Source organism: Ferribacterium limneticum, assembly GCF_020510585.1.
Classification (GTDB): Bacteria; Pseudomonadota; Gammaproteobacteria; order Burkholderiales; family Rhodocyclaceae; genus Azonexus.
The window spans coordinates 2,269,422-2,284,087 of sequence record NZ_CP075190.1 but is presented as its reverse complement, the minus strand read 5'-3'; the positions used below and the strand labels follow the sequence as shown (position 1 = coordinate 2,284,087).

Annotated in this window: 14 protein-coding genes; all 14 read right to left on the bottom strand. The window is 66.9% G+C overall.

The genetic code is table 11. From position 1 onward, the window contains the following. Genes KI613_RS11240 through KI613_RS11175 form a run of 14 tightly spaced genes read right to left on the bottom strand, consistent with a single transcriptional unit; the run spans nucleotide 1 to nucleotide 14,575 of the window. Nucleotides 1-324: a DUF4280 domain-containing protein gene (locus KI613_RS11240; protein WP_226399448.1), complete on the bottom strand. Its 324-nt coding sequence runs from the start codon at nucleotides 322-324 to the stop codon at nucleotides 1-3. A 20-nt stretch (nucleotides 325-344) separates the two neighbouring features. Next, nucleotides 345-860 carry a phage baseplate assembly protein V gene (locus tag KI613_RS11235; RefSeq protein WP_226399446.1) on the bottom strand — a complete coding sequence of 172 codons (516 nt, stop codon included), beginning with the start codon at nucleotides 858-860 and terminating at the stop codon, nucleotides 345-347. After that, nucleotides 857-1,984, bottom strand: coding sequence for a hypothetical protein (locus KI613_RS11230; RefSeq protein WP_226399444.1), 1,128 nt, complete (start codon nucleotides 1,982-1,984; stop codon nucleotides 857-859). The genes KI613_RS11235 and KI613_RS11230 overlap by 4 nt, the downstream gene beginning before the upstream one ends. After that, nucleotides 1,977-2,294 carry a LysM domain-containing protein gene (locus KI613_RS11225; RefSeq protein ID WP_226399442.1) on the bottom strand — a complete coding sequence of 106 codons (318 nt, stop codon included), beginning with the start codon at nucleotides 2,292-2,294 and terminating at the stop codon, nucleotides 1,977-1,979. The genes KI613_RS11230 and KI613_RS11225 overlap by 8 nt, the downstream gene beginning before the upstream one ends. Continuing rightward, entirely contained in the window at nucleotides 2,291-2,944 is a 654-nt protein-coding gene (locus KI613_RS11220; RefSeq protein ID WP_226399440.1) for a CIS tube protein, read from the bottom strand. Before KI613_RS11220 ends, KI613_RS11225 begins: the two co-directional genes overlap by 4 nt. Continuing rightward, nucleotides 2,941-4,746 carry an eCIS core domain-containing protein gene (locus tag KI613_RS11215; protein WP_226399438.1) on the bottom strand — a complete coding sequence of 602 codons (1,806 nt, stop codon included), beginning with the start codon at nucleotides 4,744-4,746 and terminating at the stop codon, nucleotides 2,941-2,943. Before KI613_RS11215 ends, KI613_RS11220 begins: the two co-directional genes overlap by 4 nt. Then, complete coding sequence (locus KI613_RS11210; protein ID WP_226399436.1) at nucleotides 4,743-6,650, bottom strand: eCIS core domain-containing protein; 1,908 nt, start codon at nucleotides 6,648-6,650, stop codon at nucleotides 4,743-4,745. Before KI613_RS11210 ends, KI613_RS11215 begins: the two co-directional genes overlap by 4 nt. Beyond that, nucleotides 6,647-6,895: a hypothetical protein gene (locus tag KI613_RS11205; protein ID WP_226399434.1), complete on the bottom strand. Its 249-nt coding sequence runs from the start codon at nucleotides 6,893-6,895 to the stop codon at nucleotides 6,647-6,649. Before KI613_RS11205 ends, KI613_RS11210 begins: the two co-directional genes overlap by 4 nt. Then, nucleotides 6,892-8,871, bottom strand: coding sequence for an ATP-binding protein (locus KI613_RS11200; RefSeq protein ID WP_226399432.1), 1,980 nt, complete (start codon nucleotides 8,869-8,871; stop codon nucleotides 6,892-6,894). The genes KI613_RS11205 and KI613_RS11200 overlap by 4 nt, the downstream gene beginning before the upstream one ends. After that, nucleotides 8,868-10,160, bottom strand: coding sequence for a DUF4255 domain-containing protein (locus tag KI613_RS11195; protein WP_226399430.1), 1,293 nt, complete (start codon nucleotides 10,158-10,160; stop codon nucleotides 8,868-8,870). The genes KI613_RS11200 and KI613_RS11195 overlap by 4 nt, the downstream gene beginning before the upstream one ends. Next, nucleotides 10,157-10,966: a hypothetical protein gene (locus KI613_RS11190; RefSeq protein WP_226399428.1), complete on the bottom strand. Its 810-nt coding sequence runs from the start codon at nucleotides 10,964-10,966 to the stop codon at nucleotides 10,157-10,159. Before KI613_RS11190 ends, KI613_RS11195 begins: the two co-directional genes overlap by 4 nt. Before the next feature lie 7 nt (nucleotides 10,967-10,973). Then, nucleotides 10,974-11,717, bottom strand: coding sequence for a hypothetical protein (locus tag KI613_RS11185; RefSeq protein ID WP_226399426.1), 744 nt, complete (start codon nucleotides 11,715-11,717; stop codon nucleotides 10,974-10,976). 21 nt (nucleotides 11,718-11,738) lie between these two features. Then, nucleotides 11,739-12,263 carry a phage tail protein gene (locus KI613_RS11180; protein WP_226399424.1) on the bottom strand — a complete coding sequence of 175 codons (525 nt, stop codon included), beginning with the start codon at nucleotides 12,261-12,263 and terminating at the stop codon, nucleotides 11,739-11,741. Between the two features lie 29 nt (nucleotides 12,264-12,292). Continuing rightward, nucleotides 12,293-14,575 (bottom strand): phage tail sheath C-terminal domain-containing protein, encoded by a 2,283-nt coding sequence (locus KI613_RS11175; RefSeq protein WP_226399422.1) that lies wholly within the window; start codon nucleotides 14,573-14,575, stop codon nucleotides 12,293-12,295. Nucleotides 14,576-14,666: the final 91 nt, after the last annotated feature.

The window sequence follows — 14,666 nt, the reverse complement described above, 5'->3', positions numbered from 1 at the left end:
TCACATCCCCGTTACACGAGTTTGCACGACGGCGACCGTCATTGGCGTGCCGGTTGGCGCGCAGATCGAGGGCGATGCCTGAAGCAAGGCCGGCTGGCCGCCGATCAGCACCCGCGTCGCGCCCATCAGCCATTGGCCGGTGACGCAGGGGCCGTTGCCGGCGGTCGGCGGCGGCATGGCGCAGCCGGCGATCATGTAGGGCGCACCAAGTGTGGTGGCCGGCTGGCCGGAGAGCAGGACGCGCGGGTTGGGCGCGCTGGGCGTGGCCTGGCCGCCGTGGGCACAGAGGACGGTGGCGCCGAGGTGAAGGAGGAATCCGGGCATGGTCGTCGCGTTCCTTTCTCTCAGATCACCGTCAGGGCGCCGTTGTTGATGTTCACCGTCGGGCCGGTGAGCATGATGGTGGCGCCCTGGCCGTTGGAAATGGTGATGCCGATCTCGCTGATCGAAATCATCGCTCCGGTCATCGTCTTGAGCAGGATGCCGCCGGTCGGACCGGGCAGGTCGGAGATCATCAGCGTGTTCTGGTTGCCGGTCTGCATGACGATGCTCGGCGACACCGGTAGCCCGGCCAGGGCCAGCGCCGGCACTTCACCGGCCGAACCCCAGAAGCCGCCGACCCAGATCGGATAGTCGGCGTCGCCCTGCTCGAACTCGACCCAGACGCCGGCGCCAACCTGCGGCTGGACGAAAACGCCGCTCTGGATGCCGGCAAACGGGACGCATGGCATGGCCCACGACGACAGCGTCGGGCCGAGCACATCGGGCACCTGGACCTGGATGCGGCCCATCTGCATGGGGTCGATGTTGTTGAGCACTACCCCGCGGAATTTGCCGTAATGGCGTGTTTTTTCAGTCATGCCGGCACCAGAGGAAGGGTTGAGATCAGGCCGTTACGGGCCAGCGAAAAACTCTGCTTGAACTCACCGGCCTTGAGCTTGCTGCTGACTTTCTTTACGTAATAGAGGCCGTCGAAAGACAGGCCGGCGCCGCGCACGCCAACCAGCTGGCGGGCCTTGAGCACATGGCCGTAGCGCAGCACGTCGAGGCTGCCGTCGCCGGTCACCGCATCAGCCGACGAACCGGCTGCTGCTGCGAGCCCTTTGCCGAGGGCGGCGATGGGCGACAGCTTGGCGGTTTCCTTCATCAGCTTGATGCTCTTCGGCATTGGCGGAATCAGGCCAAGCGGCGGGTTGGCCAGGCTGACGTCGGGGATGGGCAGCGGGATCGGGAACTTGGTGATCGGGTTCTGGATGAAAACGATGGGCAGTTCGGCGCCCGACTGGCTGACGGCAAAGGACAGCGACTCGACGTTGCTATGGACGTCCATGCCCAGATTGAGCGCCGGCTGGACCATGCCGATGCGGATTTCCGGCCCCCAGTAGGCGACATTGGCGCCAGGCAGCGGGCCGGGTTCGATGTAGAAGACGTGGCCGGCTTCCTTGGCCAGTGCGCGGATGTAGGCGAGGTCGGTGCCTTCGTGAGTCGGGATGCGCTCGACCGGGATCGGGATGTCCTCGAACAGTGACGGGATGATGATCGGCAGCATGCCGTACAGGCCGTAACGGGCGACGATCAGCGCGACGCGGGCGGCCGGCGGCATCGCAGGGTAAGGCAGGCCGCTCATGTCCTGCTTGTCCATCGCCACCGTCAGGTCTTCGCCGGTGATGGTCAGCCGGCTCTGGCCGGGCTCGTTGGCGCCGGTGATTTCCTGGCGGGTGATCAGGCCGTCCATGAGCACAGTCGGCAGGCTGTTCATGGTGGCGACGAGGATGACGCGCAGCCACGGCACCTGGCCGCCGGCGACGAGCAGCAGCGTATGCAGCGGCGAGCGGTTGTCGACGACAAAACTGAGCTGGAAGCCGCTTGGCGTATCGGCGGACGAGGTGACCTCGACGCTCTCCAGCGCGTCCATCAGCGGCTTCGGCGCCGGGATAGGAACGCCCGGACCGACCAGCAGCGTCAGGTGGATGCCCTTAAGCACCGCCGCCTCCGAGGCCGGCCGGCAGGGTCAGGCGCAGCGTGTCGCCGGGATGTTCAAGATCGCTTGGCACCTGGGCGCCATTGCCGTCGGCGATGCGCCAGTACTGGATCGGGTCGCCGAGATTGGTCGCGGCCAGCCGGTCGAGACGGTCGCCGCCCTGGACCTGGACTTCGCCGACGGTGACCAGTGTCGCCGGATCGGGGATGAAGCGGCGGCGCAGATAGACGATCTTTTCGCCGTCAGGGCCAGCCAGTTCGGCTGTTGGTACGCCGTTGTAGCGGCTGTTGGGCGGGAAACGTTCGATGCTCATGGCAGTCCACTCAATCCCAGCGAGGCCAGGCTGCCAAGGCCGGCATCGGCCGCCAGGCGTTCCTTGCGCTGCTGATAAACCATATAAAGATGGCCGCCCTTGTCGTTGAAACCGAGGTCGCCGACATGGAGGACCTTGAGACTCAGGGAAACCTTTGCGCGGATGGGGTTGAGCGCGCTGTCGAAAGCCTCTTCGGTAATCGAAAAATCGGTGATGCGCACCGGTACGACACGTTCCTTGCTCCACACGAAGAGGGTCAGCGGCGCCACCGTCGGGGCGATTTCCAGGGTGCCGAAGCTGAGCAGCGTGTTGTTCTGGATCAGCGTGTCGCTGTCCGGATAAACAATGGTTTCCAGCGCCGCCAGTTGCGGATGGATGCCCGATGAGACGGCCTTAGGATGCTGATCAGGGAATTCCAGTTGATCGGTGGCGTCGATTTCGGCCTCAAGCTTGAAGGTTTCGGTTGGCGGTCCCTTCAGGCGCAAGGGCTCGGAAAATGGGCCGCTCGACTCGGTGGCCTGCGGTTGCAGCGTTCGGGTCAGGGTTTCCGGGTTGTACTGCAGCGAAATGACCCGCTGGACGGCGCCGCTGGCCGGGTCGATCAGGATCAGGCCGCCGCGCAGCAAGCCGGAGGAGAGAGGGCCGCTCATTTGTTGAACCTCACGACGACGTCGTAATCCGCTTCGTCACGCGAGCGGGTGTTGCGGATGCCGCCATAAGGCGGCTGCCAGAGCATGTGGACGATCAGGTCGTCCCGGTCGAAGAAGGTGCCGGTATCCTCGTCGTAGATCTGGACCGAGATCGGCCCCTTGATCGGCATGAGGCTGGGCAGCGGCAGGGCGAAGCTGCCGGATTGGCCGTCGTTGAGGCTCTTGACGGGAGTTTTGGCTTGTTTGTTGCCACTTTTGAGCAGCGCATAGACCTCGTCGGCCCCGGTCCAGTCCTCGGTCTTCTTGACGTTGACGTTCACCAGCACCTGGCGGGTGGACAGGGTTTGCTCCATGGCGCGCTTTTCCAGCGTCTTGGCGTTCTTGTCCACATCGGTCGCAGTTTTCAGCGTGGTGTTGACGGTGTCGAGCGCGAGCAGCATTTCGCCGGTGCCGCGTTCCACGGCCGGCTTGTTGCTGGTCTCGGTGGCGCTGGTCGGCAGCGGCAGATCGATGGTATCGAGGGGCCTTCTGGTTGCCGGATTGCGCACCGTCTTGCCGGCATTCCACTTTTTCGCTGCATCAGCGAAGGCGCTGCTCGGCAGTCCCGGCGAAATCAGGCGGATGGCCGGCGGATCGAGCGTGGCGGTGCCGGCGGCGTCGCATTTCCAGCCCCATTCGACCGATCCGAGATATGTGTTGGCCAGCGGGCCGGAAAGCGCCAGCGCCGAGACCTCGAAGGTCTGCACCCATTCCTGCCGGGCGAATTCGATGGAGCGGCTGGGGGAGTCCGACAGGGTGGCTTTCTTGACCTCGAAGCTGCCGTCGGCCTTCTTTTTCCGGTGGCCGTGTTCGCCAAAGGTGTCCTTGCCGTAACCGGCGCCGGCGCCGACCGTTTCGGGCGCAGGAACCGCGTCTGTCAGCTTCGTCGGGATGGCGCCGGGCTTGGCGTCGGTGGCGTAGAGCGGGTTGGTGTTGGGTGTGCGCCGGGTGCCGGTGTCGGTCTGGTCGATGACCCGGCCCGGGTCGCTTTCGGTTCTGCCGAGCGCCAGCGTGCCCTTGTGCGGCGTCGGGAAACTGGTCGCGTTGATGGCGCCGCCGGCCCGGGTGTTTCGCAGCGTGCGCACGGTTTGCACGGTGCCGATGAGGTCGGCTTCGACCAGGTCGTTGGGGGTGAAGTGCAGGCGGATGCTGGCGCCAATGACCTTGCCGACGGTGCCGCCTCGTCTTGGCGGGACGTTGGTCGGCGTATAGCGGTCGGTATCGAACTCACCGCCATTGGTCTTCACGGCACAGGCCAGGCCAGGCTGAAAGCGGGATAGCACCGGAGCGGGGCGGCCGGCGAGATAGGCCAGGGCGGCGGAGTCGGCCTGCCGTTCGGCGGTTTGCGGCAGCGTTTTTGGCCCGTTTTTCCGGTTGACCGTAGGAATCGCGCCCTGTTGCACGACATGCGCCAGTTCATGGACGAGCAGCCGGCGCCCGCCGACGGTATCCGGGCGGAAGCGGTTGGCGGCGAAGGCAATGTCGCTGCCCATGGCGAAGGCGTCGGCGGCGAGGTTGTCGGCGGCGGACTGGGCCGGGTGGTCGGTGTGGATGCGGACGCGCGACAGGTCGTGGGCGAAGAACGGTTCGAATTCCTGGCGCAGGGCGTTGGGCAGCGGCTGGCCGCTGGCTGACAGGGAAGGTGCCGCTTCGTGGGGTGCCGTCACGACTGACTTGTTCGGCTGAAGCGCGAGGCGGGCCGCGGTGGCGGGGCGGGCTACGGCAGCGGTGGGTGCCGCGACGGGACGGGCAAGCTGGCTCATTTGCTCAGTCCTCCATCGTGGGCCTTGCTGTCCTGGTTGAGCACTTCGTCGGGCAGCGTGCCCTTGGCATCGCAGTCCATGTAATAAATGCCGTAGCCGGTCAGCGGGCGGCTGGCGTCGTAGGCTTCGTCGAGGCCGAAGTCGCGCGTTTCCTTGAGGGCGTCGGCTTTCTTGCTGGCCGTCAGCTTCTTCGTCGCGTTGTTGGAGATGGCATAGAAGTCCTTGCCGTTCTGGAGCAGGGCCATGGCGTGCGGCGCGCGGTCGGGGTCGGTCGGTTTGACCGCCATGTAGCCGATCGGGGTGTAGCCGCCGGCGACCAGCAGGCGCACGCCGTAGGTGGCCAGCACGTCGCAGTCGACCTTGAGCTGGCTGTTCTGCGGGCCAGCCGCGCTGAGCTTGGTGATATGCCCGCTCTTGTCCGGCTTGACGTCCTCCTTGGAGTCGGCCGGGACATGCCAGGTGAAGGCTTCGACGATCTGGGTGTACATCGCTGCCGCCACTTCCGGCTTGCCGGGGTTCTGTTTGGCGAGCGCCTGGCCAATTTTCTCGGTGTTCAGTTCCAGCCAGGCCTTGAGCGTGCCGATGTCGTTGGCGGCCGGCGCCTTGAGTGGCGTGCCGGCAGCGGCGCAGAGGGCGATCACGTCGTCGACGGTGATCCGCTGCTTGTTGCCGATCGCCCAACCGAGCGTCGCGGCGTCGGGGTGCAGGGTTTTGCCGCCAGCCTGGATATTGGCGCCTTCGACGAAATAGGCCTGGTCGGAGACCTGCTTGAGCAACGCACTGCGCTTCTCGGCCAGCATCCAGGTGGTGAAGGCGGCCCGGCTGCCCGGGTGGAAGAACAGCAACTGCGCGAGTTTTTGCGGCAGGTCGCTCGCCGTGGCGTAAGTCTTGACGACGACCTTGAGCGCTGCGTTGACCTTGGCACTGCCGAGATCCTTGGCATAGCCGCCCTGATCGGTGGTCAGGCGCGTGAACAGGTCGTGGTCGGCCAGATCCTTGGCGTTGGCCGCCTGAAACTGGGCGATGGTGGTGACCTGGGCTTCACTCACCTTGGCCGGCTGGCCGAGTGCGGCCTGATAGACGAACTTGCGCAGGTCGGGGTCGGTGATCTTGGGCGCCAGCGCCATCGCTTCATTGATGAAACCAGCGGTGGCCAGGTCGGTCGCCAGCGACTGCGCCCGGCTTTCCTTTTGTTCGACCAGCGGGCCGCTCTGGTCGAGGATGCGGCCGGCCAGTTTGTCGATTTTCTCGAACTGGCGCTTCCAGGCCGCCTTGGCTTTCGGATCCTTGGGTTCCGGCAGCAGCTCCATGGCCTTGTTGTGGGTGATGTCGAAACCGTGGCCCTGCAGCGTGCGGGCGTATTCCCGATGCGTCGGGTCAAGCGTCTTCGGATCGGTGGCCTTGGCTTTGAGTTCCTCGTCGATCTCTTCGTCCAGCGTCTTGTGATCGAGCCGCGTCCTGCCTTCGCCTGCCTGCTGCGTGACGTGGGCCAGTTCATGGGCGAGCAGGGCACGGCCGGTCGGCGTTTCCGGCGCCCAATGGCCCGGTGCCAGGGCGATGCGGGGACCGCAGGTGATGGCGCGGCTGCCGGCCTTGTGCACCGCCTCGGCCGTTTTGCCGGCCGGGAAGATGCGAACCTGGGAAAAGTCATGGCCGAAACCTTGCTCGAACGGGGCGCGCAGGGTCGGCGACAGGCTGTGCCCGCCCTGTTCCGGGAGCGGGTTGCCGGCGCTTTGCCAGTTCGGCAGGCTGCGTTGCGGCGCGGAAAGGGGGCTGCGGAGCATGCCGTTGCCTAGCGCGTGCGCCGCCCGCTGATCGGCCAGGACCTCGCGACTGTGCCGTTCCGGGGCCGGGCGCGGCGGCAGCGTGGTCATTTCGGGGTAAGCCCGGCTGAACTGTTTCATGTCCGGCCACCGCCTTTCCGGCCGGGGAGCATCCCGGCGACGGCGTTTCGGGCGACGGTCTGCGGTTGCAGGTCCGGCGTGCTGACGCGCAAGGATTCGCTATTGGCGCGACGCGACAGCGATGCATTGCCGGCCATGGCGCTGGCGGCGAGCTCGCGCTCCAGCGCCGCGACAAAGGCGCGACGCTCGGCCGGGGTGTAGCCGGGCAGGCTCAGATGCTCGATGTGGAGGTGGATTTTTTTCATGCCCAGCCTCGCGTTTCAGCATCGGCCAGCGGCCGTTCGCGTTTGGAGGCTTCGGCGTGGGCGGCCGTCAGCAGGTGGCTCATGCCGACCGGTTCACCGGCATCGGCGGCAAGAAAGGCGGCGTTGAGGGCGATGTTGCGGATGCTGCCGCCGGTCATCGAGAGGCGGGAGAGTTTGTCGAGATCAAGGTCGCGGGTTGGCGTGGCGGCCGGGAAGGCCCGCTGCCAGAGGGCGATACGCTGCTCCTGGTCGGGGAAGGGAAACTGGACGACGAAGCGCAACCGGCGCAGGAAGGCGGTGTCGAGACTGGACTTGAGGTTGGTGGTGAGCACGGCGAGGCCGTGGTAGGCCTCCATGCGTTGCAGCAAGTAGCTGACTTCGATGTTGGCGTGCCGGTCGTGGCTGTCCTTGACCTCGGTGCGCTTGCCGAACAGGGCGTCGGCTTCATCGAAGAGCAGGATGGCGCCGCAGTCTTCGGCGGCGTCGAAAACCCGGCGCAGGTTTTTCTCGGTTTCACCGATGTATTTGCTGACGACGGCCGACAGGTCGATGCGGTAGAGGTCGAGGTTCAGGCTGTGGGCCAGTACCTCGGCGGCGAGCGTCTTGCCGGTGCCGCTCTCGCCGGCGAACAGCGTGGCGAGGCCGAGGCCGCGGCTGCCCTGGGCGGCGAAGCCCCATTCTTCCTGGACCCTGAAGCGCTGGCGGAGGTGGGCGGCGATCTGGCGCAGGACGGCGAGCTGGGCCTCCGGCAGGACGAGGCTGTCCCAGTCGGCCGTCGTTTCGAGGCGCTGGGCAAGATTGTCGAGGCCGCCGCGGCTTTCCTGGCGGCAGCCGTTCCACAGCGGGCCGGGCGCCGTGGCCCCGGCGTTGCCGGAAGGGATGGCAAGGCTGGTTTGCAGGGTTTTGGCGATGCTCTGGACGGCCCGGCTGCCGAGGCGGAAATGGCTGGCGGCGCGGTCGAGTTCCGGTCCGGCGCGGTGGGCGCCGGCGGGGCCGAGGGTGTCGATCCACAGTTGCCGGCGATCGGCGCCGGCCGGCTTGTTGACCGGGAAACGCAGGTTTTGGGTGAGCAGCGCCGGGGCGCTCGGGCAGGCTACCAGGCACAGGCCGCCGATCCGTTCGATGAGGGCGCGGGCAGCCTCCCCAGCAGGCGAGACTGGATCGCCGATGACGACCAAGAGGGCAGCGCCGAGCAGCGTGGCTTCGCGTTGCCAGAGGGTGATCAGGGCGGCGCGTTCTTCAGCGGCGAGCGGGATGTCTTCGGCCTGAATGGCCAGGCAGCTCAGGCCGAGGGCGTCGGCGCAGCGCGTCGCGATGTCTTCCTGGGCGGCCGGGTCGTCGCCTTCGAGGATGATGACTGGCCATTGGCCGGGGCCTTCGCGCCCGGTGTCGAGCGCAGCAAGCGCGGCTTGCGTCGTGGCCGCGTGGCTGCCGGCCTGCCGGGGCAGGGCAAGGGCTGGGCGGAGCAGATGGGCGAGACGGACGTCGAGTTCATTGATGCCGACGAGGAAGTGCAGCACGCGCTCGTCGATGCGCAGGCGGCTGGCGGCGAGGCCGGCATGGTTGTCGATGTCGATGAGGCGCCAGCGCCGCAGCGGGCGTTGCGGTGTCAGGGCGCTCCAGTGCGGCGATTCGAGCGTGGCCAGGGCGAGGCTGAAGGTGACCCAGGGCCGCGTCGTGTCGCCGTGGGCCAGGGCGCAGGCGCGGGCGAGTTCGGCATCCATTTCGGCGCCGGCGCAGAGCAATAGAAGGTCGCGCTCGAAACCGGAGAGACCGAAGGCGGCTGTCAGCCAGTCGATGGCGCTTTCGGTATGGAGCAACTGGCGGGCGTCGGCGAGGGCGGCGCCGGTTTCGGCATTTTGATTTTGGGCATTATTTCCGGTTGACCGTGGCAGCCGCTCCTTGAGCCGGGCGAACTCGGCGACCAGCAGTTGCTGATTGGCGATGGTCCAGTCCTGGGCGAGCGGGGCGTTCATGGCAGGGTGATCCGGCGGTCGAGGTAGGCGACGGGCGTTGCCGTGCGGTCGATGATCGGGCTGTCGAAGCCGTCGATGCGCAGGCGGGCCAGATGGGTGCTGCCGGCGGGCGGCGCGTCGGCGATGATGAAAGTCAGCCGGCTGGCGGTGGCGGTGATGGTCTCGGCGGCGATTTCGCGTTCGCCGAGGATCAATGCTGCGGCTTGTCCGGGGCGGATGGGCGGCGCGATGTCGAGGACCAGCGTCACGGTGTTGGCGTTGCGGCTGGCGCTGAAGGGCGGCAGCACGGGCAGCGGGGCGAGGGCCAGCGGCAACTGGTTGGTGCGCCGGGCGTGGCTGTCGTCGAGCCGTTGCACCGACAGGTCGATGCGGTAGAGGCCGACCGGCAGGTCGTTCGGGACCGTGAAGCTGAGCTTGTCCGGGCCGCCGCTGGTGACCGGCACGCTGCGGCTGATCTGGAAGGCGGCCAGGCTGAAGGTGATCTGACGGTCGACGCCGTCGAGATGGTGCCCTTCGAGCGTGACTTCGCCGCCGGGGACGGCGACCGGCTGGCGGCCAGCCGGGACGACGGCTTCGAGCGTCGGCAGTGGTGGGGTGAGGCCGCTGAAGGCGAGGACGCCGCGGTCGCGCTGCGAGACCGGGTCGGTTTCGCCACGGCTGAGCACGGGCAGCGGGCTGCGCGCGGACTTGCGCGATTCGATCAGGACGACCGAGACCTGAAAGGCGGCGGTCGGCCGATAGCGCGCCTGGATGGCCGACCACAGGCGGGACATTTCTTCGCTGCCGAGTGCGGCCGGGGTAATCTTGAGCAACTCGATCTGTTCTGCCAGGTCGGCGCCGCTCAGGCTTTGGAATACCGTCGGCAGGATGGCGCCGTCGAGTACGGTCGGGACGAGCGCCCGGCGAATGGCTTCGCGCGGCAGCACGGGGGTTTCGTGGAGCAGTTGCAGGGCGTAGCCGAGCAGCACTTCGGCCTGCAATTCGGCTCGGCCGTAGGCGGTCAGCAGGTAATGCAGATCGAGGGCGAGGGGCGGGTTGGTGATGCGGTTTCCGGCGGCGTCGCGCGACGGCAGGGCGGCATTGCGCCAGGCAACATTGGGCGTGACCTGATGCAGAAACAGATTGAGCTGGGGCGAATCGGCGTTGTCGAGCGAGACCGTGTCCGGGGCCATGCTGGTGACGAGGACGCCGGCACCCAGCGTGTCGCTGATCGCCTGGTCGATCATCCCGGAATCGAGCAGGTCCTTGATGACGGCCGTGACGCCGGCGATAGCCAGGGCGTTGCTCATGAGCGGCCTCCGTGGCGGCGGGCCAGGTAGTCGGAAAGCGATAGCGGCGCCGGGCCGCGTGGGCGTGGCGGCTGGGCAGCAGGCGCCGGGCGGCTGGGCGGATTGACTTCGAGGCGGCCGATGGTGATGTGCACTTCGGGTGCGCTGTCGGGTTCCGGGTTTGGACGTTGGCGTTGCGCGCCGGGTGGCGGGCGGATCGTGGTGATTTCGGCTGGGCGCTGGCCGGCCCGACGCGGCGTGACGACGGCGGGCGGGGTGGCCGATTCGGGCGATTTTTCGGAATGGCCTGGTTTATCGCCGATCAGGAGTCGGGTGACCAGGGATTCGAGTTCGGCGAGCGTCGGCCTTGGGTTTTCGGCCGGGCCACGGGTTTCTGGCGCCGGGGCGAGGTGGCGCGAGGCGGGTTTTTGTTCGGTAACGACCGGGCTGGCGATGATGGCCGGTGGCGGAGTCTGCGTGATGGGCGTTGTTTCGGGCGGCGTCATGTCGGGCGACGGCCGGGCGGAAAGGCGCGGCGGCTGGCTGGTGCCAGGCGGCGAGCTTGGCCTTTCGATGGGCGTGTCCGGCGCAGGATTCTCGGCGACGATGGGTGCCGGCAGGGGGCTGTCCATCGCCTGTTCATTGCGCCGGACATCGGGCTGCGGCTCGAATCCCGGGTGTTCGATGGCCGGTGGGGTTTCGTTGCCGGCCGTTTCCGCCGTGGAAAAGTCGGCCGCTGGCGTGGCATAGGGCAGTGCCGCCCGCGACTTGATTTGCGGGGCGAGGCCCAGGCTGCGGGTGGCGAGTTGGTGGAGGAAGCCGCGCATCGTCGCCTCAGCCGATCATGTTCAGATAAGCCGCCCGGCGCGCCGGGCTGAGCGCGAGAATCTCGGCCTCGCGCCAGCCGTAGGCGCTGGCCAGCCGATGGACGGCTTCGAGCAACTGGTGGGCGCGGCTGCCGAGCTCATCCCAGAAACAGGCGCCAACGTCGAGAACGGCATCCCAGGCGTGGCCGCAATCGGTGCAGCGCATGGCGAGCCGGATGTCGGCGGCCGGGTCGAGGGCTTCCATTTGCGATTCGAGCTCGTCGATGAGCGCCGGGGTGCATTTCATTTTTTTGCTATTTTTCCGGTTGACCGTGGAAACTATGCCCGAATCGCTTCCGTCCATCCGGCAACGGTCGAGCAACCAGTCGACGGCCGTTTCCGGGTCCGGCGCGGCGAGGATCGCGGCCTGATCGCGACTGCTCGGCAGCCGCCATTGCCGGCCGTCGAGCGCGATGCGGGTGTTGGCGTCGGGCGCCGGAAGGCTGTCGAGCAGGTCGGCGCCATCGAGGCCGAACTCCATCAGGGCGCCGCAGGACGGACAGGGCGCGTAGCCGTCCAGCGCGCTGCCGAAGGTGGCGTTGCGCAGGGCGAGCAGATTGACTTCGCGCCAGCCGACCGGGCGGTCGGCCAGCTCGTCGGGCGCTTCTTCCGGCATGGCCAGGGCCAGTGCCAGCAGCGCGCGGTCAATCGGATGGCGTGTCTGTCCGGCGTCCCACAGGGCGAGAACTTGAGCAGCACTTAACGGGCGCATGGCGCGGTTCCATTCGCGTTGTTAACCCGGCTCGACAAAGCTCGGCTCAGCCGGTTCGGCGACTTCGTAGTCGCGTTCCCAGCCTTCGTTTTCGAGCTTGATGTGTTGAATCGCCACGGCGTTGGCATTGGCGTCGAGGTCCGGCAGCGCCTGGTATTCCGAGACCCAGCAGCGGAAAACCTTGTAGGCCAGCGCCAGTTGCCCGGCCTCGTTGTAGACCTCGATGATCAGGTCCTTGCGGAAGTCCTTGAGAGAGACTTCGCTGCCCAGACCGGAGCCGAGGTTCCAGACCTTGTTGGCCCATTGCTCGAAGTTGGTGTCGTGGGTGACGCCGCGCTCCAGCGTGATCGCCTCGAACTTGGTACGCCCGGGCGACTTGTGACCGGTGGACGGGCTGCCGCCTTCGCGGTGCTCGACCACTTCGGTCGTCCGCTTGAGCGACGAAACCTTGCTGATCCCGGCGACGTAGCGGCCATCCCATTTGACGCGGAATTTGAAGTTCTTGTACGGATCGAAGCGTTGGGCATTGACGGTGAACTGGGCCATTTTTTATCTCCTCGACATTCGTTTCAGAATCAGACCTGAATTTGTCCGGCCAGCTGCTGGATGCTGATGACCACGAATTCGGCCGGTTTGAGCGGCGCGAAGCCGACCAGGATGTTCACCACGCCACGATTGATGTCGTCCTGCGTCGTCGTTTCGCGGTCGCACTTGACGAGATAGGCCTCGCGCGGCGAGCTGCCCTGGAAGGCGCCCTGGCGGAACAGGCCGTTCATGAAGGCGCCGATGTTGAGGCGGATCTGCGCCCACAGCGGTTCGTCGTTCGGCTCGAAAACCACCCACTGCGTGCCGCGATAGAGCGACTCCTCGATATAGAGCGCCAGGCGGCGGATCGGTACGTACTTGTACTCGGAGGCCATCTGGTCGGCGCCGCGCAGGGTGCGGGCACCCCAACTCACCGCGCCATAGACCGGGAAGGTGCGCAGGCAATTGACGCCCAGCGGATTGAGGCTGCCGTTTTCGCCATCTGTCATCGGCACGGCCATTGCCTGCACGCCGGCCAGGTTGGCATCGGTGCCGGCTGGCGCCTTCCAGACGCCGCGATTGCCGTCGGTACGCGCATAGAGACCGGCCATCGTGCCACCGGGCGGGGTCAGGCGCGGCTTGCCGTTCTTGAGCGGATCGGCGACGTAGGTCCAGGGGAAATAGACTGCGGCATGATCGGATTTCGGCAGCTCGGTGCCGGAGGCCGCGGTGACCATGGTGGCGACGCCGGTGGCGGAGGGCGGCGCGTCGACGATGAAAAAGGCGCGGCGCTCTTCACAATACGAGGCGGCATCGGCCAGCACGCCGGGATCGGTGACGCCGGGCATGACGAGGATGTTGAAGAGATCGGCGTCTTCGAGCGCATACAAACCTTCGCGATTGGCCCGGCTGCCGATGAAGGCCGGATAGATATCGGCCGGCCCGTAAGGCGTTTCGCTGCCGCCGCCGAGGAAGGCGTCGGTCGGTGGTGCGGCCAGCGTGGCCCCGGCCAGCAGATGCAGGCCGGCGGCGAGGTCGTTGGCCGGTGCGGCGCTGACGGCAATGGCCGAACCGGCACCGCGCGAGCCGCTGGCGAGAACGAGGGTGGTGGCGGTTGCCGTGGCGGTGAAGTTGGCGTAGGCCGGATTGCCGGGTTTCAGGGCGCGCACGGCGGCCTGCAACCGGCTGGCCATGTCGCCGAGCTTGGCGGCGAGGTTGGCGCCGGCCGCGGCAACGCTGCCGAGATCGACGACGTCCGGGCCGTAACCGTCGAGGCTGATGCGCAGGCTGGTGTGGGTGGCGTCGGGCAGGGTGTCGAGATCGGTGGCGGCGAAGGCGCCGCTGGTCAGTGTTGCCGGGTCGGGCAGTGGCACCGGGCGAAGGCTGGCGACGGCATCGACTTCGACGCCACCATTGGCGACGCCGAGCTTGAGCACACCGGCGGCGTTGTTGCTGCTGCCGGGCAGGACGCGGACGGAGGAGAATTCGCCACCGGTACCCGAGGTCATGAGCAGCGAGCTGCCGCTGCGGGCGCAGGTAAATCCTGAGAGCGCCGCCTTGCCGCCGGCCTGGGCTTGTACCTTGGCTTGAATGGCGCCGGCCAGCGTGGTGAGGCGGGCGTTTGCGGTGCCGCCGGCAATGTCGGCCGGCAGCGTGATGCTGACGGTGACCGGCGGCAGGCCGTTGACCACGACGCGGAAATCGGTGTGAGTGGGGTCGAGCAGGGTCTGCACGTCGGCCAGCGTGCCGCTCGTCGAGGTGCCGGCAGCCAGGCCGTTGAGGGTTAATTGGGGCACGTCGCGGCTGATCTTAACCAGCTGCGACACGCCATTGACCAGATCGGGCAGGTAGCGGGCGTCGGCCGAGTTCATCGAGACATTCGGGTACTGCTCGGCGCGGCCGTCGCTGCTGCGGATGAAAGCAATGTTGAAAGTGCTGTCCGGGTTGGCCGTCGCGTAATCGACGCGGACCTGAATGCTGTTGCCCGATTCGCCGGCGTCGAGCGCCGTGACGGTCAATACCGTGATCGGCGTGGCATTGAGCAAGGGGCGGCTGGCTGGCGCGGCGTTCTTGACGATGCGGACGATCCAGGCATCGGTACCGCCGTTGATGAAGAACTGGCGTACTCCGTAGCTCATCTCGGAATCGGCCGAGAGGCCGCCGAAAGCGCGCTCGAAATCGGCAAAGCTGAAAATTCGGGTGGCCTTGTTGATCGGCCCCCGGGACGCGGCGCCGAGGAAGGCGGCGACCGAGGTGGCGACGCCGGCAATGGTGCGGACTCCGCTGGAAACTTCCTGGATGTAAACCCCGGGGGAAGCAAGCTGTACGGGCATGACGGGCTCCTTTCTGCGGGACGGCCAGCGGCCATTCCATTCACAATCACATCGATACTTCTGCCGGCCCCGGCCATGTTTGCGGAAACAA

Bases quoted from the DNA above. Each gene is read 5' to 3' on its own strand.
- KI613_RS11240 (WP_226399448.1), bottom strand. From the start codon at position 324: ATGCCCGGATTCCTCCTTCACCTCGGCGCCACCGTCCTCTGTGCCCAC.
- KI613_RS11225 (WP_226399442.1), bottom strand. From the start codon at position 2,294: ATGAGCATCGAACGTTTCCCGCCCAACAGCCGCTACAACGGCGTACCA.
- KI613_RS11200 (WP_226399432.1), bottom strand. From the start codon at position 8,871: ATGAACGCCCCGCTCGCCCAGGACTGGACCATCGCCAATCAGCAACTG.
- KI613_RS11235 (WP_226399446.1), bottom strand. From the start codon at position 860: ATGACTGAAAAAACACGCCATTACGGCAAATTCCGCGGGGTAGTGCTC.
- KI613_RS11220 (WP_226399440.1), bottom strand. From the start codon at position 2,944: ATGAGCGGCCCTCTCTCCTCCGGCTTGCTGCGCGGCGGCCTGATCCTG.
- KI613_RS11190 (WP_226399428.1), bottom strand. From the start codon at position 10,966: ATGCGCGGCTTCCTCCACCAACTCGCCACCCGCAGCCTGGGCCTCGCC.
- KI613_RS11210 (WP_226399436.1), bottom strand. From the start codon at position 6,650: ATGAAACAGTTCAGCCGGGCTTACCCCGAAATGACCACGCTGCCGCCG.
- KI613_RS11180 (WP_226399424.1), bottom strand. From the start codon at position 12,263: ATGGCCCAGTTCACCGTCAATGCCCAACGCTTCGATCCGTACAAGAAC.
- KI613_RS11195 (WP_226399430.1), bottom strand. From the start codon at position 10,160: ATGAGCAACGCCCTGGCTATCGCCGGCGTCACGGCCGTCATCAAGGAC.
- KI613_RS11205 (WP_226399434.1), bottom strand. From the start codon at position 6,895: ATGAAAAAAATCCACCTCCACATCGAGCATCTGAGCCTGCCCGGCTAC.
- KI613_RS11215 (WP_226399438.1), bottom strand. From the start codon at position 4,746: ATGAGCCAGCTTGCCCGTCCCGTCGCGGCACCCACCGCTGCCGTAGCC.
- KI613_RS11175 (WP_226399422.1), bottom strand. From the start codon at position 14,575: ATGCCCGTACAGCTTGCTTCCCCCGGGGTTTACATCCAGGAAGTTTCC.
- KI613_RS11185 (WP_226399426.1), bottom strand. From the start codon at position 11,717: ATGCGCCCGTTAAGTGCTGCTCAAGTTCTCGCCCTGTGGGACGCCGGA.